The organism is Arthrobacter sp. EPSL27 (assembly GCF_001512305.1).
Taxonomy (GTDB): Bacteria; Actinomycetota; Actinomycetes; order Actinomycetales; family Micrococcaceae; genus Arthrobacter.
The window spans coordinates 280153-301580 of record NZ_LNUT01000004.1 but is presented as its reverse complement, the minus strand read 5'-3'; the positions used below and the strand labels follow the sequence as shown (position 1 = coordinate 301580).

Annotated in this window: 21 protein-coding genes and 2 riboswitches; of the genes, 3 read left to right on the top strand and 18 right to left on the bottom strand. The window is 68.0% G+C overall.

What is annotated here, in order from left to right; genetic code table 11:
* Positions 1 to 19: 19 nt before the first annotated feature.
* From gcvT to AR539_RS06155, 3 genes are all read right to left on the bottom strand, one after another.
* Positions 20 to 1168, bottom strand: a complete 1149-nt coding sequence (gcvT, locus tag AR539_RS06165; RefSeq protein WP_066433686.1) for a glycine cleavage system aminomethyltransferase GcvT — start codon at positions 1166 to 1168, stop codon at positions 20 to 22.
* Positions 1169 to 1177: 9 nt separating this feature from the next.
* On the bottom strand, positions 1178 to 4039 hold the full coding sequence (gcvP, locus tag AR539_RS06160) for an aminomethyl-transferring glycine dehydrogenase (protein WP_442854392.1): 2862 nt from the start codon (positions 4037 to 4039) through the stop codon (positions 1178 to 1180).
* Positions 4040 to 4078: 39 nt separating this feature from the next.
* Positions 4079 to 4195, bottom strand: a riboswitch (glycine riboswitch).
* A 1-nt stretch (position 4196) separates the two neighbouring features.
* Positions 4197 to 4295, bottom strand: a riboswitch (glycine riboswitch).
* 141 nt (positions 4296 to 4436) lie between these two features.
* Positions 4437 to 4976, bottom strand: coding sequence for a TetR/AcrR family transcriptional regulator (locus tag AR539_RS06155; protein WP_066433683.1), 540 nt, complete (start codon positions 4974 to 4976; stop codon positions 4437 to 4439).
* A gap of 198 nt (positions 4977 to 5174) precedes the next feature.
* On the opposite strand from AR539_RS06155, the gene AR539_RS06150 reads away from it, so the two are divergent.
* Positions 5175 to 6713 carry an MFS transporter gene (locus tag AR539_RS06150; RefSeq protein WP_442854402.1) on the top strand — a complete coding sequence of 513 codons (1539 nt, stop codon included), beginning with the start codon at positions 5175 to 5177 and terminating at the stop codon, positions 6711 to 6713.
* A 105-nt stretch (positions 6714 to 6818) separates the two neighbouring features.
* Here AR539_RS06150 and AR539_RS06145 read toward each other — a convergent pair whose 3' ends face one another.
* Both AR539_RS06145 and AR539_RS06140 read right to left on the bottom strand, forming a co-directional pair.
* The gene (locus tag AR539_RS06145; protein ID WP_066433680.1) at positions 6819 to 7298 is read right to left on the bottom strand and encodes a Dps family protein; all 480 of its coding nucleotides are present in this window, start codon (positions 7296 to 7298) and stop codon (positions 6819 to 6821) included.
* A gap of 139 nt (positions 7299 to 7437) precedes the next feature.
* Positions 7438 to 8232, bottom strand: a complete 795-nt coding sequence (locus AR539_RS06140; RefSeq protein WP_231728505.1) for a sigma-70 family RNA polymerase sigma factor — start codon at positions 8230 to 8232, stop codon at positions 7438 to 7440.
* A 311-nt stretch (positions 8233 to 8543) separates the two neighbouring features.
* On the opposite strand from AR539_RS06140, the gene AR539_RS06135 reads away from it, so the two are divergent.
* Complete coding sequence (locus tag AR539_RS06135) at positions 8544 to 9029, top strand: hypothetical protein (protein ID WP_066433675.1); 486 nt, start codon at positions 8544 to 8546, stop codon at positions 9027 to 9029.
* Between the two features lie 16 nt (positions 9030 to 9045).
* Here AR539_RS06135 and AR539_RS06130 read toward each other — a convergent pair whose 3' ends face one another.
* From AR539_RS06130 to AR539_RS06070, 13 genes are all read right to left on the bottom strand, one after another.
* The gene (locus AR539_RS06130; RefSeq protein ID WP_066433673.1) at positions 9046 to 9300 is read right to left on the bottom strand and encodes a carbon storage regulator; all 255 of its coding nucleotides are present in this window, start codon (positions 9298 to 9300) and stop codon (positions 9046 to 9048) included.
* Positions 9301 to 9372: 72 nt separating this feature from the next.
* Entirely contained in the window at positions 9373 to 10488 is a 1116-nt protein-coding gene (locus AR539_RS06125; protein WP_066433671.1) for a hypothetical protein, read from the bottom strand.
* Entirely contained in the window at positions 10466 to 12514 is a 2049-nt protein-coding gene (locus AR539_RS06120; protein ID WP_066433668.1) for a flagellar biosynthesis protein FlhA, read from the bottom strand. The genes AR539_RS06125 and AR539_RS06120 overlap by 23 nt, the downstream gene beginning before the upstream one ends.
* A gap of 37 nt (positions 12515 to 12551) precedes the next feature.
* Complete coding sequence (locus tag AR539_RS06115) at positions 12552 to 13631, bottom strand: EscU/YscU/HrcU family type III secretion system export apparatus switch protein (RefSeq protein ID WP_066433664.1); 1080 nt, start codon at positions 13629 to 13631, stop codon at positions 12552 to 12554.
* Entirely contained in the window at positions 13631 to 14389 is a 759-nt protein-coding gene (locus AR539_RS06110) for a flagellar biosynthetic protein FliR (protein WP_066433661.1), read from the bottom strand. The genes AR539_RS06115 and AR539_RS06110 overlap by 1 nt, the downstream gene beginning before the upstream one ends.
* A gap of 1 nt (position 14390) precedes the next feature.
* Positions 14391 to 14666: a flagellar biosynthesis protein FliQ gene (gene fliQ, locus AR539_RS06105; RefSeq protein WP_066433659.1), complete on the bottom strand. Its 276-nt coding sequence runs from the start codon at positions 14664 to 14666 to the stop codon at positions 14391 to 14393.
* Entirely contained in the window at positions 14663 to 15514 is an 852-nt protein-coding gene (fliP, locus tag AR539_RS06100) for a flagellar type III secretion system pore protein FliP (RefSeq protein ID WP_066433656.1), read from the bottom strand. Before fliP ends, fliQ begins: the two co-directional genes overlap by 4 nt.
* Entirely contained in the window at positions 15511 to 16077 is a 567-nt protein-coding gene (fliO, locus tag AR539_RS06095) for a flagellar biosynthetic protein FliO (protein WP_066433653.1), read from the bottom strand. The genes fliP and fliO overlap by 4 nt, the downstream gene beginning before the upstream one ends.
* Entirely contained in the window at positions 16078 to 16806 is a 729-nt protein-coding gene (gene fliN / locus AR539_RS06090; RefSeq protein ID WP_066433649.1) for a flagellar motor switch protein FliN, read from the bottom strand.
* Positions 16803 to 17699, bottom strand: a complete 897-nt coding sequence (locus AR539_RS06085; RefSeq protein WP_231728504.1) for a flagellar motor switch protein FliM — start codon at positions 17697 to 17699, stop codon at positions 16803 to 16805. Before AR539_RS06085 ends, fliN begins: the two co-directional genes overlap by 4 nt.
* Before the next feature lie 61 nt (positions 17700 to 17760).
* A complete protein-coding gene (locus tag AR539_RS06080; protein WP_066433645.1) occupies positions 17761 to 18588 on the bottom strand; it encodes an OmpA/MotB family protein in 828 nt (275 codons plus the stop codon).
* Positions 18585 to 19400 (bottom strand): motility protein A, encoded by an 816-nt coding sequence (locus tag AR539_RS06075; protein ID WP_066433644.1) that lies wholly within the window; start codon positions 19398 to 19400, stop codon positions 18585 to 18587. Before AR539_RS06075 ends, AR539_RS06080 begins: the two co-directional genes overlap by 4 nt.
* Before the next feature lie 3 nt (positions 19401 to 19403).
* Entirely contained in the window at positions 19404 to 19688 is a 285-nt protein-coding gene (locus AR539_RS06070) for a flagellar FlbD family protein (protein ID WP_066433641.1), read from the bottom strand.
* 224 nt (positions 19689 to 19912) lie between these two features.
* Between AR539_RS06070 and AR539_RS06065 the strand changes: the two genes are divergently transcribed.
* Positions 19913 to 21412: a GGDEF domain-containing protein gene (locus AR539_RS06065; protein ID WP_197410570.1), complete on the top strand. Its 1500-nt coding sequence runs from the start codon at positions 19913 to 19915 to the stop codon at positions 21410 to 21412.
* The last annotated feature ends 16 nt before the right edge of the window (positions 21413 to 21428 follow it).

Genomic DNA, 21428 nt, shown 5'->3' with positions numbered 1-21428 from the left:
GGAGCCGCCGGGAGCGGCGCTACTTCTGGCGCTTGTAGAACGGCAGGGCGACAACTTCGAACGGCTCGGCCTTGCCGCGCAGGTCAATGTCCAGGGCGGTGCCGGGCTCGGTGAACTCGACGTCGACATAGGCCAGGGCCACCGGGTAGCCCAGGGTCGGCGACGGCTGGCCGGAGGTAACTTCGCCGACGACGTGGCCGTCCTTGAGGACCGGGTAGTGCCCGCGGCCGGCCCGGCGGCCCAGGCCCTTGAGGCCCACCAGCTTGCGGCCCGTAGTGGCGCCGGCGCCGGCTTCCTTCCTGGCGGCCAGGGCGGCCTTTCCGACGAAGTCGCCTTCCTTGGAGAGCGCGACGACCGGGCCCAGGCCGGCGGCGAACGGGTCACCCTGCAGGGAGAGCTCGTTGCCGTAGAGCGGCATTCCCGCCTCGAGGCGGAGCGAGTCGCGGGACGCCAGGCCGGCAGGCGTCAGCTCGCCGTCCTCGGCAATGGCGACGAGGGCCTGCCAGAGGGCGGCGGCGCCGTCGTTGGCGACGAAGATCTCGAAGCCGTCTTCCCCGGTGTAGCCGGTGCGGGCCAGCAGCAGGTCCTGGCTGGTGCCGCCGAACATCAAAGGAACCTCGACGGCGGCGTAATACTTGAGCTCCGTGACGAGCGCGTGCTGCGCGGCGGGAACCAGGCGCAGCAGGATCTCCTGGGCCTTGGGTCCCTGCACGGCGATCAGGGACGTCTCGGCTGAAACGTCCGTCACCGTAACGTCGAAGTTCGCGGCGCGTTCGGCCAGTTCCGCAGCGACGACCTTGGCGTTGCCGGCGTTGGGGACCACGAGGAACTTGTCGGTGTTGTCAGCCGTGGCGGGCCGCCGGTAGGTGATGAGGTCGTCGATGATGCCGCCGTCCCCATTGCAGATCAGCGAGTACTTGGCCTTGCCGACCGCCATCGCGGAGATCTTGCCGACGAGTGCGTAGTCCAGGAAGGCTGCGGCGTCGGGGCCGGTGACCCAGACTTCGCCCATGTGGGACAGGTCGAACAGGCCTGCGGACTTGCGGACGGCGTGGTGTTCGGCGAGTTCGGAGCTGTATTTGAGCGGCATCTGCCAGCCGCCGAAGTCCGTGAAGGAGGCGCCGAGCTTCTTGTGCTCTTCGTAGAGCGCGGTGTAGTTCTCAGTCATCAGAAGTCCTTAGTTCTCAAATTCGGAAAGCGGCGGGCAGGAGCAGATCAGGTTCCGGTCGCCGGCGGCGCCGTCGATCCGGCCCACCGGCGGGAAGTACTTGTCCTGGCGCAGGCTGTGGACCGGGAAGACTGCCTGTTCGCGCGGGTAGTCGCGGGTCCATTCGGTGCTGATGACGGCGGCAGCGGTGTGCGGGGAGTTCCGCAGCGGGCTGTGCTCCACGGTGAACTCGCCGTGGGCCACCTGGTCGATTTCGGCGCGGATGGACACCATGGCGGTGATGAAGCGGTCGATCTCGCCGAGGTCCTCGGACTCGGTGGGTTCCACCATGAGCGTGCCCGCCACGGGGAACGCGAGGGTGGGAGCGTGGAAACCGTAGTCGATGAGCCGCTTGGCGACGTCCTCGGCGGTGACGCCGGTCCTGGCCGTGAGCTCGCGCAGGTCCAGGATGCACTCGTGCGCCACCAGTCCGCCTTCACCGGTATAGAGCACCGGGAAGGAGTCGTTGAGGCGGGTGGCGATGTAGTTGGCTGCGAGGAGCGCGGACTTGGTGGCCTCGGTGAGGCCCTGCCCGCCCATCAGCTTCACGTAGGCCCAGGAAATCGGCAGCACACCGGCAGAACCATAGCGGGACGCCGAGATCGGGGTGCCCTCGGCGCCGTTGGCCGGGTCAGCGGCGTTGCCCGGCATAAACGGGGCCAGGTGGGCCTTGGCCGCGACCGGACCGACGCCGGGCCCGCCGCCGCCGTGCGGGATGCAGAAGGTCTTGTGGAGGTTCAGGTGCGAGACATCGCCGCCAAACATCCCCGGCTGGGCCAGCCCGACCAGGGCGTTGAGGTTGGCACCGTCGATGTAGACCTGGCCGCCGGCGGCGTGGACGGCGTCGCAGACCTCGCGGACGTCGGCGTCGTACACGCCGTGCGTGGACGGGTAGGTGATCATGATCGCCGACAGGGCGTCCTTGTGCTGTTCGATCTTGGCGGTGAGGTCCGCGTGGTCGATGGTGCCGTCCGTGGCGGTGGCGACGACGACGACCTTCATGCCGGCGAGGACGGCGGAGGCGGCGTTGGTGCCGTGCGCCGAGGCCGGGATAAGGCAGATGTTGCGCTGCTCGTCGCCGCGGGAGCGGTGGTAGCCGCGGATCGCGAGCAGGCCCGCGAGTTCGCCCTGGGAACCGGCGTTGGGCTGGATGGAGACCTGGTCGTAACCGGTGATCTCGGTCAGCTGGGCTTCGAGGTCCTCGATCAGTTCCCGCCAGCCCGCGGTCTGGGAGTCCGGGGCGAAGGGGTGGATGGAGGCGAACTCGGGCCAGGAGATCGCTTCCATCTCGGCGGTCGCGTTCAGCTTCATGGTGCAGGAGCCCAGCGGGATCATGGTGCGGTCCAGCGCCAGGTCGCGGTCGGAGAGCCGGCGGATGTAGCGCAGCAGCTGGGTCTCGGAGCGGTGCGTGTTGAAGACCGGGTGCTGGAGGTAGTCGGAGGTGCGCTCGACGGCGGAGTCCAGGGCGAAGCCTTCAGAAGTGTCGGTGACGCTCGCACCGAAGGCGGCGACGACGTCGGCGACGACTGCCGGCGTGGTGGCTTCATCGGCGGAGATGCCGACGGTGTCAGCGTCGATGCCGCGCAGGTTGATGCCGCGGGCTTCGGTGGCGGCAATGATCTCCGCGGCCTTGCCGGGTACCGAGACGGTGACGGTGTCGAAGAAGGAGGTGTGCAGCACGTCCAGGCCGGCGCCCTTCAGCGACGCGGCGATGGTGCGGGCGTGGCCGTGGACGGTCTCCGCGATGGCCTTCAGGCCGTCCGGGCCGTGGTAGACGGCGTAGAACGAGGAGACGATGGCCAGCAGGGCCTGCGCGGTGCAGATGTTGGACGTGGCCTTTTCACGGCGGATGTGCTGCTCGCGGGTCTGCAGCGCCAGGCGGTAGGCCGGGACGCCTGCGTTGTCCTTGGATACGCCCACCAGGCGGCCGGGCATGGACCGCTCCAGGCCTTTCTGGACCGCCATGTAGGCGGCGTGCGGGCCGCCGAAGAACAGCGGGACGCCGAAGCGCTGGGCGGAGCCGACGGCGATGTCGGCGCCCTGCTCGCCGGGAGGCGTGATCAGGGTCAGGGAGAGCAGGTCCGCGGCGACGGTGACCAGCGCGCCGCGTTCCTTGGCCTCGGCGATGACGGCGGTGTGGTCGAACACGCGGCCGGAGACGCCCGGCTGCTGGAGCACGACGCCGTTGATGACGCCGTCGGGCAGTCCCTTGGACAGATCGGCGACCTCCACCTCGAAGCCGAGGGCTTCAGCGCGGCCGCGGACGATCGCGATGGTCTGCGGCAGGCAGTCGGCGTCGAGGACGGTCTTGCCGTCGTGGGCTGTTTTGTCCTTGTTGGCCCGGCGCATCATCAGCACGGCCTCGGCGACGGCAGTGGCTTCGTCCAGCAGGGAGGCGTTGGCGATCGGCAGGCCCACGAGGTCCTGGACCATGGTCTGGAAGTTCAGCAGGGCCTCGAGGCGGCCCTGGGAGATTTCCGGCTGGTAGGGGGTGTAGGCGGTGTACCAGGCCGGGGCCTCGAGGATGTTCCGGCGGATGACGGCCGGGGTGACCGTGTCGTAGTAGCCCTGCCCGATCATCTGCACGGCGGTCTTGTTTTTCGCTGCCAGCTGGCGCAGTTCGGCCAGGACCTCTACCTCGCTGAGCGCCGCGCCGAGCGACAGCGGGGAGTCCTGCCGGATGTCTTTCGGAACCGCGGTGTCCACCAGGGCGTCGACGGTGTCGTAGCCGACAGCCTTCAGCATGGCGTCGACGTCGGCCTGGCGCCGGGCGCCGATGTGCCGGTCGACGAAGGACGTGGAGGCTGAGGAAACAGTCACAAGGAACTCCATAACTAAGGCGGCGCAGGGTACGCCACATTGATTCGGGTTCCTCCCCGCTCTGTATTGGACCTGAGAGTTTCCGCGCAGCCGTGTTCTCGCATGGCTTCGCTTGCACCGTCGGTGAGCACAGCATGTCCGAAGACAGCCTGCTACTTTCCAGAGTTGCCTTGCCGCGGCGGTACGTGGGCCTGAGAGATTCCTGGGGAGGATTTGCTCCTACGGCGCCTGCTTGTACCTACAAGCAGAACTCTCCCGCCGCAGATCAAAGGCATATTTACTTGGCGTGACAACAGTCACAGCTCCCATTGTCCTACGCCACGCCCGCGTCCGCAAACTTGGCGCCCCGCGGGTGCGGGCGTGACGCCCCGCGGCCGGCACCGGGCGCGGCCCGGAGCCCCGCGCCGGCTCAGCCGCGGAGCCGCTCGAGCGCGGCGAGCAGGCTTTCGACGTCGGTGTCGACCTCCGCGAGCGCCCCGCCCGGGCCACGGGCGAGCATGGCGTTGAAGTACAGCCCGTCCCCCATATAGAGGACCGGCTTCGCCATGACGGGCCCGACGTCGGCGGCGAGCAGTTCCAGCCAGGCCGCCTGGACGGCGGCCATCCTGCGCAGGGTCTCCTGGTGCGCCACCTCCGCCAGCCGCGTGGCGGCGACGAAGACCCGGTCCAGCGGGGTGTCCGCCCAGACCGAGGACTTGATGAAGAAAGCCGCGGCGCCCTCGGGCGCGGCCGCCATGGCAACGAGATCCTCGGCGAGCAGGCGGTCCAGTCGTTCCAGCAGGACGGAGATCATGGCCTCCTTGTTCGGGAAGTGGTACAGGAGGCCGCCCTTGGAGACCCCCGCCAGCTTGGCCACGGCATCCAGGGTGGCGGCCCGCTCCCCCTCTTCGATCAGCAGGGATTCGAATGCGTCGAGGACGGCTTCGCGGGCCACGGGTTTTCTTGCCATGCCTCCATCATGCCCGCGGGCACGATCATTTCTTAACTGTACCGTCTGGACGGTACAGTTATGTAGATGAGCAACACGTCCATTACCTCCAACAGCATCGGCCCCGGCCGGAACCGCACCGCTGGAACCGCCGGCGTCCCGCACCAGAACCAGGCGCCCCGCGCGCCGTGGCGCGACTGGCTTGCGCTGGCCCTGCTGATGTTCCCGGTGCTGCTGGTGGCCGTCGACAACACGGCCCTGACCTTCGCGCTGCCTGCGATCGCCCGGAGCCTCGACGCCACCGGGCTGGAGCTGCTCTGGATTGTGGACGCCTATCCCCTGGTTCTCGCCGGCCTGCTGGTGGCGATGGGCAGCCTGGGTGACAGGATCGGCCGGCGCCGGCTGCTCTTTATCGGCAGTACAGGTTTTGCGGCCGTCTCGGCAGTCACCGCCTTTGCCCCCAGCGCCGAATGGCTGATCGCCGGGCGGGCCGGGCTGGGCTTCTTCGGCTCCATGCTGATGCCCTCAACGCTGTCCCTGATCCGGAACATCTTCCCCGAGCCCAACCGGCGCCGTCTGGCCGTGGCCATCTGGGCGGCCGGGTTCTCCGGCGGCGCGGCGCTGGGGCCGATCTTCGGCGGCTGGCTGGTGGAGCACTTCTGGTGGGGCGCCATCCTGCTGGTGGCCGTGCCGATCATCCTGCCGCTGCTGGCCCTGGGGCCGGCCCTGATCCCGGAATCCCGCGACCCGAACCCGGGCCGGGTGGACGTGCCCAGTATCGTTCTGTCCCTGCTGGTGATGGTGCCCGTGGTCTACGGCATCAAGATCCTGGCCACGCACGGCCTGGCCGCGGAGCCGCTGGCCGCCGTCGGCTTCGGCCTGGTGATGGGCTACGTCTTCATCCGGCGCCAGCGGCACCTTCTGAAAGAAGGGCAGGCACAGGAAGTACAGGCAGCCCAGGCACCCCAGGGCGCCGCCGGGCAGCGGAACCGCACCGCGCCGCTCCTGGACGTCAGCCTGTTCGGCAACCGGGTCTTCAGCACGGCGATCACCGCCAACGTGCTGGCGCTGTTCTCCTTCAACGGCTTCATCCTGTTCCTCGCCCAGCACCTGCAGCTGCTGGAGGGCCAGTCCCCCTCGGAATCCGGCGTGGCCATGGTCCCGGCACTGGTCGCCACCGTGGTGGCGGGCCTGCTGGTGGTGCCGCTGGTACGGAAGGTGCGCCCCGGCTTCGTGGTGGCCGGCGGGTTGCTCCTGAGCGCCGCCGGATACTTCCTGGTGGCGTTCGGTGATCACGGCAACGGCCCCGCCCTGCTGCTGGCGGCCCTGCTGGTACTGTGTCTGGGCGTCGGCGCCGCGGAGACCATCTCGAACGACCTGATCCTCGGCGCCGCACCCGCGGAGAAGTCCGGGGCGGCGGCCGCCATCTCCGAGACCGGCTACGAGATCGGCTCCCTGCTCGGCACGGCCATCCTCGGGTCCATCCTGACGGCCTCCTACCAGGGCAATCTCCGGCTTCCCGCCGGTGTGGCCGAGTCCGCCCCGGCGGAGGCCACGGCCCAGGCCGGCGAGACGCTGGCCGGGGCCGTGGAGCTGGCGCAGACCCTTCCGGGGCCGCTGGCGGACGCAGTGCTCGCCGCTGCCCGGTCAGCCTTCGACTCGGGGGTCCACATCACGGCGGCCATCGCGCTGGTGCTCATGGCGGGGGCGTCGGTGCTTGCCGCCGTCGTCCTCCGAAAGGTGCCCACGGCACAGTAGTTCCGAGCTAGCAGCGGCCGAGGGCTAACAGCAGCCACGGGTTAAATGCCCAGCGCCCGGCTCCGGTGGAAACCGGAGCCGGGCGCTGGCAACTGCCGGGAGGGCTTACTTGCCGTCCGCCGTGGTGACGCTGGCGTTGGCCCGCATCGTCTCGGCGTTGACCATCCAGGCGTACTGCTCAAACTTGGCGATGAACTCGTGCAGCAGGTCCGCCGTCGTGGGGTCCTCTTCGTCCACTTCGTCATGGACTTTGCGCATGGTGCCCACAGCGGCTTCCAGGGCTGCGACGATCCGCTCGATGGCATCCTTGGTGTTGATCAGGCCGGCCGGGAATTCCGGGAGGGCCGTGGACTTGGCCACCGTGGCGCTGCGGCCGTCCGGGAGGGCATGGAGGGCGCGCATGCGCTCCGCCAGGTCGTCCGCGAAACCGCGGGCGGCTTCGATGATTTCGTCCAGCTGAAGGTGGAGGTCCCGGAAGTTCGTCCCGACGATGTTCCAGTGCGCCTGCTTGCCCTGGACGTGAAGTTCGATGAGGTCCACGAGCACTGCCTGCAGGTTCGTCGTGAGCGTTGGTGATGCTTTCATGCGTCCTCCTGAGTAGGTCCAGATCCGATGTAATCGACGCTACCGCAGGCCGCAGCGGGACCGCGACGGACGGACGGTAATTTCTCGGTCAGCTTACTAAGTCGGCTTACTATCGGGGGGATGCGGGCCCGGGGAAGGGTCAGACAGCCTCGTTGAGAACCGGGCCATGCGGGAAAATGGCCCGCGTGATGCCGCCGGCAGTGGTTTCGGCCAGTTGGGCCAGGTAGTCGTTGCGGCGCTTCGGGGTGATCCGTGATTGGGGCTCGTAGCCCTGCCCGGGATCGTCGGAATAGTGGGCCGTCAGGCCGTCCCGCATGAGGCGGATGGCTTCGGCCCGCTGCTGGGAGACCGCAGCGTGGGTGGAGCCGAGTTCAGCGGCCAAGTCTTTGACCGTCCGGTCACCGAAGTAGATCTCTTCGACGACGTAGCGCATCCGGTCGGGCAGCGACTTCACGGCAGCGCGGAGGTACTGCAGACGTTCATCGGCCAGCACCGAGTGCTCCGGGGTCAGGTTCTCGGCGGCCAGGGTGTCCACGACGGCTTCATCCAACGGAGTCAGGGTCCGGGAGGCGTCGGCGAGGGCTGCTTCGACGACGCTTTGCTGGACACCAAGGGCTGAGGCGATCTCGTCAACTGAGGGTGCGCGTCCGAGGGCCGAGGCAAGGGTTTCCTGGACCGACATGGTTTCTTTGATCCGGCGCCGCGCCGAGCGGGTGGCCCAGTCGCTGGCGCGCATCTCGTCGGCAAATGCGCCAAGGATCCGGCGCCGCGCGAACGCACCGAACGGCACCCCGAGGTCCGGGTCGAACGAGTCGGCCGAAGTGATCAGTGCAATGGCGCCTGCCGACGCCAGGTCATCGCGGGAAAGGTGCGAAGCTTTCGAGCACAAGTCTGAGACGAGGTAGCCCACCAGCGGAAGATGCTGTGTGACCATCTCATTGCGTTCCACGCGATTCAATAGTTTGTCCCCCCATGAGACAGGATCCGGCAGCCTTAAAAGACCGAGAGCCGCACCCGAAATGGGCCCCGTGCTCCCCCCATGGAAGTCGGTGTTTATAACCCGGGCGCGGCACCCAAGTGGAAACCTATCACTTGAACGTGACTCTGCGTGTAACCTCAGGAAAAAGCTTGGCTGAAAATGCGGAAGCGGTTTTTCAGCCAAGGGCGGCGGGGGGAATGGGGCCCATGGGTGCAGGTGATCTTTCGGCGGCGCTATGGCAAGAGCGGCGCCAGTTGGATTTGCTCTTGTTCAGGCTGGAAACGCAACGGCTTCACGTCCTGGCCGGCAACCTCCAGTGGCTAAGCTTCACGTCCGCCGAGGTGGAAGCCGTGCTGGACCGCCTGCGCTTTGAAGCCCTGGCCCGCAGCGTGGAATCCGCCGCTGTGGCCGCGGAGTGGGGTCTGCCCGCCCAGGCGGCTTTGAATGAACTTGCGGCTGCGGCGCCGCCCGGCGCCTGGCCTGACGTCCTGGCGGATCATCTGGAAGGTCTTCGCGCGTTGCTGCGGCAACTCGACGACGCCGCCCGCACCGGTGAAGCCACGCTGCGGCACCTGGGCCGGCCCGGAGGGCCCGGCATGTCCCCCGGCCCGTGTGCAGGCCGCGGCGCCACGGCGCAACCGGATACGGCAGGTGTCCTTGACCAGCTGACGATGGCAGGGAACATCGAGCGCGCCCTGGCTGTAGTCCGCCGGTCCCCTCAGCCTCTCCTGGCCCAGTACCTCGGCGGCTGAGGCGGAGGTCAGCCCGTCAGTCAGCAGCCGGGACCGGCCCGTGTGACGGTGGCAGGAGCCCCCGCAAGGCGTCCTCGGCCTCTGGCCCGGCTTCGGCCGCCGCGCGGTTGGCCGCGGCGATAGCCTCGATGACTTCCCTGCGCTGGATGGAGACGCCTCGGGGGGCCTCGATGCCTATGCGAACACCGTCGCCCCGGCCTTCCAGGACCGTGATGACGATTCCGTCGCCGATCATGATCTGTTCGCCCGGCTTGCGTGTTAGTACCAGCATCCTTTCAATCTACCCTTCGCTGTGCGGGGCTGCGGACGGATCCTGCTGCCTGTGAATGTTTTGTGCAGACCATCAGATCGCGGCCAAGCGGGCCGGGCCGGAGTCGATCCAGCCTACGGGCAGGCCAAGCGTGTTGACGGTTTCGGGGCTGCCCGTCTCAGCCGCCCCGACGACCGCTACGGCGGTGATGTCCAGCTGGGCGGCCAGGACCTCCACCCAGCGCGCCGAGTCCTCCGGCTTCCGCCCGGCGTCGACCACGACCCACACCTGGTCCGGGGACAGTGCGACGATGGACTGGAGCCGGGCAAGCGCGTCCCGGGCCTTTCCCAGGCCGAAAGCCACCAGCACGGTCTGGTCGGTCATGACCGCGTGGGCCCGGGCCGCGGTGGCGCCCTGGCGGCCGTCCACGTGCAGGTGTCCATAGGCGGAGAGCTTTCCCGCCGTGCGGACATCGGCGCCGCCGGCGGCTGTGGACATGGCCAGGGCCATGTCCAGCGCGTCATCGCCCAGCCCGACGAGCACCACCAAATCGCCGGTTCCGCTCAGCGGGGTCGGTACTGGTTGGGACAGCCGGGCGGGCGCGGACGCTGTGGCGGGTGCCGCAGCCCCGGGTGTGGCCGGGGCTGGGGCGGCAGCCACGGTGGTGGCCGGTGCGGGGGCCGCAGCAACGGTGGTGGCCGGGGTGGCGGGGTCGTCCGCGGACGGGCTGCGCAGGCCGGCGCCGAGCTGTTCGAGCAGTTCAGCGAAGTCCGGGGACTCCGTCGAAAGCCCCGAGGGTCCGGGCCGGTGCAGGACGGCTTCGGCGGCGTCGGCTTCCTCAAGCAGCGCGGCGATTGCTGCGCTCTTTAGCTGATGGGCGGGAGCGGGCGGCACGGGGGGCCGCCCCTGCCCGCCGGCCGGGGCAGACGCGGCAGACGCGGCAGACGGCGCTGGTTTCGCTGCCTGCGAGGGCGGCGCGTCCGTCTCGGCCAGAATATCGGGATCGGGGACTACCTCTCCGGTGACCACCTGGTGTTCCACCGCTACCTCAATGATCGCCTCATAGCGGTCGCCGGCGAAGAGCCCGGCGATTCCGGGGCTGATGATGCGTTCCGCCGAGACAATCCGGGCGGCAGGACCATGCCGCTTTTCCGCCTTGCGCCGGATCTCATCGAGCGAAGCGCCCTTAAGCCGAAAGCGGTTCTGCATGGCGAACGACTCCTACTGTTTCGATCCGGACGTTGGCGGAGGTGACCTCGCGGTAGGACAGGACCGGCACGGACCCTGGTTGCGCCCCCACCAGGCGACGGATGGCTGGGCGGAGTGCCGGGGCGCAGACCAGCACGGCCGGACGGCTGGCGGCTGCTGCGGAGTCGACGGCGGCACGCAGCGAGCGGAGCACGGCGTCGAGCTTGTCCTGGGCCATCACGATCTGGCTCCCGCCCTCGGCGGGGCGCATGTCTTCGAGCATGTGCTGCTCCAGGACGGGGTCGATCATGATCACGTTCAGCGCCGGGCCGTCCATGAACTTGGCTGTCAGGGCAGGGCCGAGGGCCTGGCGTGCGGCTTCGACCAGCGATTCCGGGTCCGTGGAGACCTTGGCGCGGAGGGTCAGCGCCTCGTAGATCCTGGCCAGGTCGTTGATCGGCACCTGCTCGTCCAGCAGGCCCTGCAGGACGCGCTGCAGCTCCGCGAGGGAGAGCAGGGCCGGGGTGAGCTCGTCGACGGCGGACGGGCTCTGTTTCCGTACCCCCTCGGTCAGGACCCGGACGTCCTCGCGGGACAGCAGCCGGGCAGCGTTGGCCGTGACGATCGAGGACAGGTGGGTGACCAGGACGGAGACCCTGTCAATGACGGTGGCGCCGGTCATTTCCGCGTTGTGGCGCATTTCTGCCGGGATCCACTTGCCGGCGAGTCCGAACACGGGTTCGATCATCGCGGCGCCGGGAAGCGAGTCGAGGCTGTCGCCCAGTGCCAGCATCTGCCCGCCGGGGGCGGTGCCGGCGCCCGCCTCGACGCCGGCGATCCGGATCGAGTAGCTCGCCGGAGGCAGGTCCACGCTGTCCCGGGTGCGGACCGGAGGGATGACCAGGCCCAGTTCCATGGCGATTTTGTGCCGCAGGGACCGGACCCTGGCCAAGAGATCGTCCGAGGCGCCGGAGACCATGTCCACGAGGTCCGGGGCGAGGAGGATTTCAACAGGGTGGATGCGCATGTCCTCCAGCAGCTTCTCGTTCGGGTCCATTTCCGGGGAGTTCAAGGCGTTCGCCTCGGCGGCGAGGGTCTTCTCCTCCTGGGCCTTCTGCGCTGCGATCCGGCGTGAGGCGAAGATCAGACCCGCACCGACCAGGAGGAACGGCAGGGGCGGCATGCCCGGAATCAGGGCCATGGCGACGGCGGCGACCCCCGCGATCATCAAGGCGTTGGGCGACTGCATCAGCTGGGTCGACGATGTGCGGCCCATGTCCGATTCCGCGTTGGACCGGGTCACGATCATGCCCGTGGAGACGGCCATGAGGAGGGCCGGGATCTGGGTGACGAGGCCGTCGCCCATGGTCAGGATGCCGTAGGTGCTGACGGCCTCGCCGATTTCCTGGCCGCGCTGCAGCATGCCGATCGCGATGCCGCCGACGAAGTTGATGATGATGATGATTAGCCCGGCGATGGCGTCGCCCTTGACGAACTTCGAGGCTCCGTCCATGGCCCCGTAGAAATCCGCCTCGGCCGACACTTCGGCCCGGCGTTCCCGGGCCTGGGTGTCCGTGATCAGGCCCGCGTTGAGGTCGGCGTCGATCGCCATCTGCTTGCCCGGCATGGCGTCCAGGGTGAAGCGCGCCCCGACTTCAGCCACACGTTCGGCGCCCTTGGTGACCACGACGAACTGGATGACGAGCAGGATGAGGAAGACGACGGCGCCGATGATCATGGACCCGCCCACCGTCACGTGGCCGAAGGCTTCGATGACCTGCCCGGCGTACCCCTCCCCCAGCACCAGCCGGGTGGAGGCGACGTTCAGGCCCAGCCGGAACAGCGTGGCAACCAGCAGCAGTGAAGGGAAAACGGAGAAGTCCAGCGGCTTCTTGACGAACATGCTGGTCAGCAGCACCAGCAGCGCCAGCAGGATGTTGCAGACGATCAGGATGTCCAGCAGCGGCGCGGGCACCGGAACAACCAGCAGCAGCACAATGCCGACGATGCCGATGGGCACGGCCAGCGGAGCGAGCTTGTTCTTCATGGTGCGGTCCTTTCACAGACGCTGGCGGGAGGGGTGTTCACGTGGCGGGTGCCATCCGGTGCAGGCCGCGGGCGGCGCCGCGGGCCTTGAGCGACATCACGAAGGCGAGGACGCCGGCCACGGCCCGGTAGAAGTCCACCGGGATCTCCTGGCCCAGTTCACAGGCGCCGTGCAGGGCCCGGGTCAGGGGGATGTCTTGGACCATCGGCACGTTTTTGGCTTCGGCCTCTTCGCGGATCTTGGCCGCCACATGGCCGGATCCCTTGGCCACCACGCGGGGCGCGGACTTTCCGGGTTCGTATTTGAGCGCCACCGCGAAGTGCGTGGGGTTAACCAGCACGACGTCGGCATCCCCGATCGCTGCGATCATGCGGTTCCGGCTCATCGCCATCTGCCGCGCCCTCCGCTGTGACCGGATCAGCGGATCGCCTTCGCTGTTTTTGTTTTCGTCCTGGACTTCCTTCTTGGACATCCGGGTCTTCTTCCGGTTGCGTCGCATAACGACGAAGAAGTCAGCCGCGGCCAGCACAATGCCGGCTGCCACGGCGAACTGGACCAACGAGGCAACACCGCCGCCGGCAGCCTGCACGACACCGGCAACCGGCATGCCGCCGGCAGTGAGCAGCACCGGAACCAGTCCCTGCACCACGCTGTAAAGAACTAAACCCACAACGGTTGCCTTCAGCAGCGCCTTGAGTCCGCCCCAGATCGCCTGGGCTCCGAAGACGCGTTTCAAGCCGCTGAGAAGCTTGAAGTGCTCGAAATCCGGTTTGAATTTCTTCAGATGCACGCCGCCCTGAAGTGCGGCCCCGGCGAGGACCACGACGAACACCACGATCAGCATGGGCCCGGCAATTCCGGCAATGGAGGCGAGCCCGTCTTCGAGGGCCTTCAGTGCTGCGCCCGGGTCCGGGGCGGCAATAATGCCGCGGACGCTGAACAGCTGGTCCGTGGCGGCATTGGAGGCCCGTTCGACGGTGCCCGGGATCATGATGGCAGCGGCACCGACACCCACCCACGCGGTGAGGTCCTGGGAGCGCGAAAGCTGGCCCTTGGAGCGGACCTCTTTCATGCGTTTGTCGGTGGCTTCCTCGGTTTTTTCCTGCGAATCCGACATCAGCCCACCCCCAGCACTGTCTTGGCGGCCTGGTTGGCGAGGCTGGAGACGATCCTGGGCAGTGCCAGGAACATGAACCCGGCGAGCATAAGCGTCATCAGGATCTTGAGCGGGAACCCGAGGGAGAAGGCGTTGAGCGCCGGGGCCACCCGGGTCAGCAGGCCGAGGCCGACGTCGGCGAGGAAAAGCACCACAACCAGCGGCCCGGCGATCTGGACGGCGGCGAGGAACATGCCGGTGACCGCCGTCGTCATGGCCTGCACCGGCTGGGCCAGGTCGATGCCGCCGGCCAGCGGGAGGGCCACGAAGCTGCCGGTGAGGCCGGTGATGACCAGCTGGTAGCCGTCGGAGGCGAACAGCAGCGCCAGTGCGGCCATCTGCATCAGCCGGGTGAACTGGGCCCCGTTGACGTTCATCTGCGGGTCAAAACTCTGGGCCAGCTGGAAGCCGCTGAAGAGGTCGATCAGGCTGCCGGCGGACTGGACGGCCGAGAAGATGACCAGCACCAGGAACCCGAGGGCCAGCCCGGTGACCAGTTCCAGGACCACCCCGGTGAGAAAACCGGCGGTATCGCGGGGCGTGTACCCGGCGGACACCCACTGGGAGACGGCCAGTCCGAGCCCCACCCCGAGCATGGCCTTCACGCGGCCGGGGAACGCCTGGTAGGCGAAGGGCGGCGCCACGATCAGGAATGCCGTCATCCGGACGGTGGCCAGCAGAACCGCCTCGAGCCACGTCGGGTCGATCGGTATGCCCACCTCACAGGCCCCCGAGCAGGGCCGGAATCTTGTCGAAAAGGTCGTTGGTGAACGCGACCATCTCCGAGATCATCCAGTGGCCGCAGATCACCAGGGCCACCGCCACAGCTGCGGCCTTGGGCACAAAGGACAGGGTGGCTTCCTGCAGCTGGGTGATGGACTGCAGCAGCGCGATGGCCAGCCCGACGACGAGTGCTGTCACCAGCACGGGCGCGGAGAGCTTGGCCGCGACGATCATCGCCTGGAGGCAGATGTCCAGGACGGCGTTGGCGTTCATCCGGTGCCTGCATAGCTTTGGATGAGCGAGGTGATGATCAGGCCCCAGCCGTCGACGAGGACGAAAAGCAGGATCTTGAAGGGCAGCGAAATCATCACCGGCGGGAGCATCATCATGCCCATGGACATCAAGGCCGCGGAGACCACGAGGTCGATCACCAGGAACGGGATGAAGATGACGAAGCCGATAATGAAGGCGGCCCGCAGTTCCGAGATCATGAAGGCCGGGATGAGGGTCTGCATGGGGACAGCCTCGGGGGTGGCCGGGTTCTCCGCGGCCGCCGCCCGGGACATCAGGGCGATGTCCTCTTCCCGGGTGTGGGCCAGCATGAACTGCTGGAGCGGGCCGCTCGCGGCGCCGACGGCGCCGTTGAAGTCCAGGGTGCCGTTCAAGTACGGCTGGATCCCGGCCGTGTTCATCTCGTTGATGACCGGCCACATGACAAAGATGGACAGGAAAAGGGCCAGGCCGGCGAGGACCTGGTTCGGCGGGATGGATGGCAGCGACAGGGCGTTGCGGGTCATGGCCAGCACCACGAAGATCTTGGTGAACGATGTCATCATCAAGAGCAGCGCCGGTGCCACCGACAGCAGCGTGATGCCGATGAGGGTCAGGACCGCCGTCGAAGGTTTCCCGTCCAGTCCGTTGATCTCGATGTTGACGCTGCCGCCGCCCGGGTTGGCAGGGTCCGTCGGGGCCACCGGCGGGATGGGGTCAATGGGTGCGGTGTGGCCGGCCGATGCGCTCAGCCACAGCAGCAGCGCCGTGAGCAGGACGGCGGCCACGCCCAGGGCCGCGGTCCTGGCCGGGGGGAGGGCAGCCGGGCGGGATGTGAGAAAGCGGGTCAATTGCGGCGTCCGCTCCTGAGAGCGGCGGCGGCCTGCTTCCAGGTGGAGCCGGCAAGAATCGAACCGTGCAGGGGCGCATGCCCGGACGCGGTGCCGCGCAGCGCGGGTCCGCGCGCGTGGGAGTTCCGGTGCAGCGTGCTGCGGCGGGACAGCGGGGGGCCTCCGGCGTCGGAAGCTGCCGGCTCGCCGCTGCCCTCGGGGAGTTCCTCGAAAGCGGCCTGCCCGATCGGCAGCGGGGCGAGGCCGGACAGCACCCGGGCGAAATCGCCGCTACCGCGCCGGGGCTCGGGCGCGGCCGCTTCTTCCGCGTCGGCCGGGATGTCCCCGGTGTGCAGGACGTTGACGGCGTGCTCTGTGACGCCGAGCAGGAATCGCTGCCCGGCGGCGTCGACCACCACCACGGAGGCCTTCTGGCCCACGCTTTGCCGGCTGACGACGGTCAACGCGCGGTCAGCCCTCCGCCGTCCCGTGCCTTTGCCGAGCCGGCGTTGCAGGTACCACATGAGGCCAAGCACCGCGCCCAGGGCTACGAAGACCCGCAGCCCGAGGATCAGTGCATCCATTCAGCTGAGTCCCTCGGCGACGTCGAGGATGCGCGTGATCCGGACGGCGTAGTCCTGGTCCAGGACCACCACCTCGCCGTGGGCGATCAGCCTGCCGTTGAGCAGGACGTCGGCCGGGCCGCCGTCGGAGCGGTCGAGTTCGATGATCTTGCCCGGTTCCAGTGACAGCACGTCCCGCACCGACATGCGGGTGCGCCCGATCTCCACGGTCAGGGCCATTTCAATGTTGTTGATCCGCCCGAGCCGGCCGGCGACGGCCTCGCCCCCGGCGAGGACGTCACCGGCGCGGTCCTGGCTGGTGCTGTGCTCGCGGAGGCGGACGGCGAACCAGGCGGCGGCGTTGACGCCGTCGGAGAGTTCGAAAACCGCTGTGTCCGGGTCCGAAAGCAGCCCGGAGGCGTCGGACTCGCGCAGGTCGCTCAGGACGCCGGCGCCGAACACGGAGCTGGCGCTTTCCATGGCGGGGCGCAGCACATCGGTCACAGATACGACGCCGGACTGGGTTCCGGCCATGCCGCCGGCTGCTTCGTCGAGGAATGTCCGGTCGCTCAACATGAGCGCGAGGTCGGCAGTGACGGAGCCGACGAAGGTTGCAGTGACCGCCTGGCGGGCGTGGGCCGCCGCAGCCCGGGCCGGCACCAGGGCCAGCACCTTGAGGGCAACAGGGGTCGGCAGTTCTTCAACGAGCCGTTCCGCCGACGATTCGTGCCTGGTCAGGGTGATGCTCATCGGTGATTCTCCTCGATTGTGACAATGACGGCTGCCGCGCGGGACCCGTTGCGTGCAGGGGCGGCAGTGGCGAGCCGGGTGCCGTCCAGGGTGAGGTCGAACGGCCGGTTCTCCAGGTGCGGGAGGGTCAGGACGTCGCCCACGGCGAGACCCAGGACCTGGCTGGGGGTGACAAATGATGTTGAGAGCCGGACCGACAGCTCCACCGGAACGCGCTCCAGCTGGGCGGAGACGCGGGCGGCGGCGTCACCGCGGTTGTCGGTCGGGTTGACCTTTTTGAGCCTGCCCAGCAGCAGGCCGGCCGGAACGGCTAGCGTGGCGGGGGCGCTCATGTCGCCGACGTTCATGGTGAACGCCGCGACGATCATCAATTCGCTGGGGGCTGCGGCCTGGGCGAACTGGGAGTTGTACTGGATGGTGTCCACCCGCACGGATTCACTCAGCAGCGGCCCCAATGAGTAGCCGAGGTCTTCAAGGGCCTCGTCCATGAGGCCCTTGACCAGAGCCTGTTCAATCTGGGTGAACTTGCGGTCCGGCATGGGCGAGTCGTTGGAGGCTCCCAGCATGCGGTTGACCCAGCCGAGGGCGGCCGGGGCGGGGAACTGCACCACCAGTTTGGAATCGTGTCCCTCCACGGTGCACAGCACCATGGCGGTGACCGCGGGAAGTGAGGCCGCGTACTCGTCGTAGCTGAGCATGCTGACGTCTTCGAGCCGCACCACGGATTTGACCCTGACCTTGGCGGTCAGCTGCGTTCCCCACTGGCGGGCATAGGTTTCGAAGGCGAGCTCCAGAACGCGGCTGTGTTCCCGGGCGAGCGTCGCGGGACGGCGGAAGTCGTAGACGCTGACCGTCCGCTCCCGCGCCACATCCTGCTCATCCAAAACACTCACGGTTGCCACTATCGGCAGGGGTTCCGCCGCGGTAAGCAGTTCCCCACAGGCAATAACCAGCCTATTTCTGGCTGTGCTTGAGCACTTCCGGAATCAGGGCCCGCACGACGTCGGGCTGGTCTGAGATGACCACGATGTCCACCCGGCGGTTCAGTTCCATCAGCTCCGGCGTGGAATCGTCGTTGACCTGCCGCGCGGAGCCGAAGGCGACGGCTCCGATGGCGCCCGGGGCAATTCCGCCGCGGTCCACCATAAAGCGCAGGACGTTCACGGCACGCGCCGAGGACAGCTCCCACGTCGAAGGGTAGGCGGTGACGCCGTTGGCGGCGTGGCCCTCGACCATGATCTCCATGGCCGCCGGCCCCAAGATCGGGGAGATGACTCTCAGGACCTGGGATGCCCTCTCGGTGAGCTCCGGCCGGTCCGGGGCGAAGAACGTCTGGGAGCCGACAAGCTTGACGGTGAGCCCGCGCTGGTCGATCTGGAACTCCACGTTTTCGCTCAGGCCGGCCGCCGCCAGCTCTGCCTTCATCTGGTCCTCGAGGGCACGCAGCCGGTCTACTTCTTTGAGCGCCGATTCAAGGGCATCGGGCGGCGTATGGGGCTGCGCCGCCTGGGACGCCGCGAAGGCCTCCAGCTGTTCGTCCACAAGTTCCGGCGGCACCACGGTGCCCTCAGCGGTGTCGATGGTTTCGCTCGCGACAGCCCCGAAGCCGGTGGCGAGGGAATTGCGCAGCTTCTCGAACTTGTTGGCGTCCACCGTAGACATGGCGTAAAGGACGATGAACAGGCACATCAGCACCGTCACCATGTCCATGTAGGACGCCATCCAGCGTTCGTCGACGTGGTGTTCTTCCGGTTTCTTGCGGGGGCGCCGGCGGCCGCTCACGCGGCGCTGTCCATAGTTTCGGCGGTGCCCGTCGCGGGTTTGCGGCCGCTGTCGGAACTCTTGAGCTGGTGCTCGGGAACCATGGAGCGGAGCCGTTCGGCAAGAAGCAGCGGCTGCGCCCCGGCCTGCACGGCCAGCATGCCTTCCATGAGCAGCGTCCGGCGTTCAATGTCCAGTTCGGACAGCCGGGCCAGGCGGGAACTGAACGGCAGCCAGATGAAGTTGGCCGAGAGCAGGCCCCAGAGCGTGGCCACGAACGCGGCGGCAATCATGTGCCCCAGCTCGTCCGGCTGGGAGAGGTTTTCCAGGACGTGGGTCAGGGAGACCACGGTTCCGACGATACCGACAGTGGGGGCGTAGCCGCCGAGGGACGCGAAGAATTTCGACGCGGAGTGGTCACTGCGGGCCTTGGTGTCGATTTCATCTTCCATCTGCATCCGCAGGTCCTCGGCGTCGGTGCCGTCCGCGATGTTTTGCAGGGCCCGGGCAAGGAAGGGGTCATTGACGCTGGCGGCTTCCTCCTCAAGGGACAGCAGCCCCTCGCTGCGTGCCTTCTCCGCGAACCGGACCATCTGATCGATGCTGTCCTGCGGCTTGGCGGTTTTCCCCATGAACATCCCCGGCACTGCCTTGAATGCCTGGATGACGTCCTTGAGGGTGTTCCCGGCAAGGCCGATGGCCAGGGTGGCACCAAAAACGAGGATCATCGGGGCGGGCAGCAGCAGGGACGAGAGGCTGCCGCCTTCGAGCAGGACCATCACGATGAGGGAGCCAAAGGCGAGGAGCAGCCCTATGGCTGTTGCGGGATCCATGGGTTACTTTCTTGGTGGCTCAGGTACGGGGCGGACGTCTTCCTCGGGGTCCGACGGCGGCACGAGGCTCAGCGGATACCCTGTCACAGCGGGGAAGTCCCGGGCTTTGCTCAGGACATACGCCCGGTAGTCGGCAATGAGTTCCACTACCTCGGCGAGGCTTTCGAGCACCACGTAGGCGGCGCCGTCGAGGGTCACCAGGTGGGTGTCGGGGCTCTCATGGATGCGCTCGATCAGGTCCGGATTGACCGCGAAGCGCGTTCCGTTGAGGCGTGTGACGACGATCATGGGCCGATTCTGCTCTGCTGGTAGGTGTAGATGTTCTTATAGCTACTGTCGGCAGCACGGGCAGATCCGTTAGGCGCCGGGCGCCGGCGGCTACCCAAAAGCGCGGCTCAGGGCCGTAACGCGCGTCACATCGGCTTCCAATGGCTACAGTGGTCTGTCAGCACCATCGCGGCGCGGGTTCGATCAAAGCGTCGAATCTCACCTCACACCTTGGGAGCGTCTCCGTGGCACCGCAGTGGCTTCGCGCGATCGGCAGCTTTTTTCCCCGCGGTTCCAGACTGCCGGAGGCTGCGTGGGCGTTCCGCCACCGGATGATTGCAGGGTTCGTGCTGGCCTCGGCCCTCGCCGTCGCCGCCTTCGCGGTCCTTCAGGGAACGGATCCGGCCCATGCGCTGCTGGAGGCGGCCCTGCCGTCCGGGTTGGCGGCGGTCGCGGTGGGAGCCCGCTGGGGACGGCGGCCCCGCGCAACCCTCAGCGCGGTCGCCCTGATGGCGGTGGCGGCCATCGCCGTCCACGCCTCAGGCACCATCGAAGCGCACTTCCTGTTCTTCATCATGGTCCCGATCGTGGCCCTGTACGAGGACTGGACGCCGCTGGCTGCGGCAGCGGTTGTGGTTTTCCTGCACCACGGCGTCCTCGGAATGATCTCGCCCGGCCATGTTTACAACCACCCTGCCGCGCTGCAGGATCCCCTGCTGTGGGGAGTCATCCACAGTGCCCTGTTTCTGGCCATCTGCGCCACGAGCATCCTGCACTGGTCCATCCATGAGCGGGCCCGGGCCGAAGAGACCGTCCTGCTGGACCGGCTCGCCAGCCAGGCCCTGCACGATCCGCTGACCGGGCTGGCCAACCGCACCCTGCTGCACGAGCGGCTCACCGCGGCCGCCGCGGCCGGAGAGCCGCTGCTGGTGCTGTCCGTGGACATTGACGGATTCAAACCGGTGAATGATTCCTACGGCCATGCCGCCGGCGACGCCGTCCTGCTCGAACTGGCCCGCCGTATCCAGGCCTGCTGCCGTGCGGGCGACACCGCGGCTCGGACCGGCGGGGACGAGTTCACCCTATTGCTGCCCGGTTCGGGGAGCGGACTGGCGGCCGGCATGGCCCAGCGGATCATGAAGGCTGCGGCGGAGCCGGTTCACGTGGCAGGGGCCGACCTGCACATGACGGCCAGCGTGGGCGTGGCCTCCGGGTCCGGGTCCGAAAAGATCGACGACCTGCTGGAGTGGGCGGACCAGGCCATGTACGCGGCGAAGCACGCAGGCCGGAACCGGTTCGTCGTGTATGACCAGTCCCGCGGATCCGGCAACGGCTGCACCCTGCCCGTCGACCCGGGGCAGGCCCGCTCGTGGGCGTCGTATACCCAGAAGCTGCGGGGCGAGATCGACACCGCCAAGCGCGCTGGCCGCCTGCCGGAGCAGACCCGCGGGCCGGAAACGGCACGGCGCACCCTGGAGTCCCTGCTGGCTGCGATCGACCAACTGCCGTCCGGTCAGGGTCCCGCCGGGTTGCCGCTTCCGGAGCGGACGGCGCTCCAGGAGTTCGTCTTCCACCACGAACTGGTCCAGCAGTGGACGGATTCACTGACCCGGCAGGGCATCCTCAATGTGCCCCGCTCCGCTGATGCCACGGCTTTTTGGGATTCCCTGCGCCGGACGGTTACGGATCCGGAGAGCGGGGCCGGCAAGCGTGGACGGCCGGACGCCAGGGCCGCCGTCCGCTGAGGGCACGGGAGCGGCC

Excerpts from the sequence above, each read along its gene's own strand:
- AR539_RS06150 (WP_442854402.1), top strand. The coding sequence starts at position 5,175 with ATGTTCCCGGTGCTGCTGGTGGCCGTCGACAACACGGCCCTGACCTTC.
- fliO (WP_066433653.1), bottom strand. The coding sequence starts at position 16,077 with ATGGATGCACTGATCCTCGGGCTGCGGGTCTTCGTAGCCCTGGGCGCG.
- AR539_RS06125 (WP_066433671.1), bottom strand. The coding sequence starts at position 10,488 with ATGCAGAACCGCTTTCGGCTTAAGGGCGCTTCGCTCGATGAGATCCGG.
- AR539_RS06120 (WP_066433668.1), bottom strand. The coding sequence starts at position 12,514 with ATGAAGAACAAGCTCGCTCCGCTGGCCGTGCCCATCGGCATCGTCGGC.
- fliQ (WP_066433659.1), bottom strand. The coding sequence starts at position 14,666 with ATGAACGCCAACGCCGTCCTGGACATCTGCCTCCAGGCGATGATCGTC.
- gcvT (WP_066433686.1), bottom strand. The coding sequence starts at position 1,168 with ATGACTGAGAACTACACCGCGCTCTACGAAGAGCACAAGAAGCTCGGC.
- AR539_RS06075 (WP_066433644.1), bottom strand. The coding sequence starts at position 19,400 with ATGGATCCCGCAACAGCCATAGGGCTGCTCCTCGCCTTTGGCTCCCTC.
- AR539_RS06140 (WP_231728505.1), bottom strand. The coding sequence starts at position 8,232 with ATGGTCACACAGCATCTTCCGCTGGTGGGCTACCTCGTCTCAGACTTG.
- fliN (WP_066433649.1), bottom strand. The coding sequence starts at position 16,806 with ATGAGCATCACCCTGACCAGGCACGAATCGTCGGCGGAACGGCTCGTT.
- AR539_RS06115 (WP_066433664.1), bottom strand. The coding sequence starts at position 13,631 with ATGTCGGATTCGCAGGAAAAAACCGAGGAAGCCACCGACAAACGCATG.
- AR539_RS06145 (WP_066433680.1), bottom strand. The coding sequence starts at position 7,298 with ATGAAAGCATCACCAACGCTCACGACGAACCTGCAGGCAGTGCTCGTG.
- AR539_RS06155 (WP_066433683.1), bottom strand. The coding sequence starts at position 4,976 with ATGGCAAGAAAACCCGTGGCCCGCGAAGCCGTCCTCGACGCATTCGAA.
- AR539_RS06070 (WP_066433641.1), bottom strand. The coding sequence starts at position 19,688 with ATGATCGTCGTCACACGCCTCAACGGAACGCGCTTCGCGGTCAATCCG.
- gcvP (WP_442854392.1), bottom strand. The coding sequence starts at position 4,039 with ATGGAGTTCCTTGTGACTGTTTCCTCAGCCTCCACGTCCTTCGTCGAC.
- AR539_RS06130 (WP_066433673.1), bottom strand. The coding sequence starts at position 9,300 with ATGCTGGTACTAACACGCAAGCCGGGCGAACAGATCATGATCGGCGAC.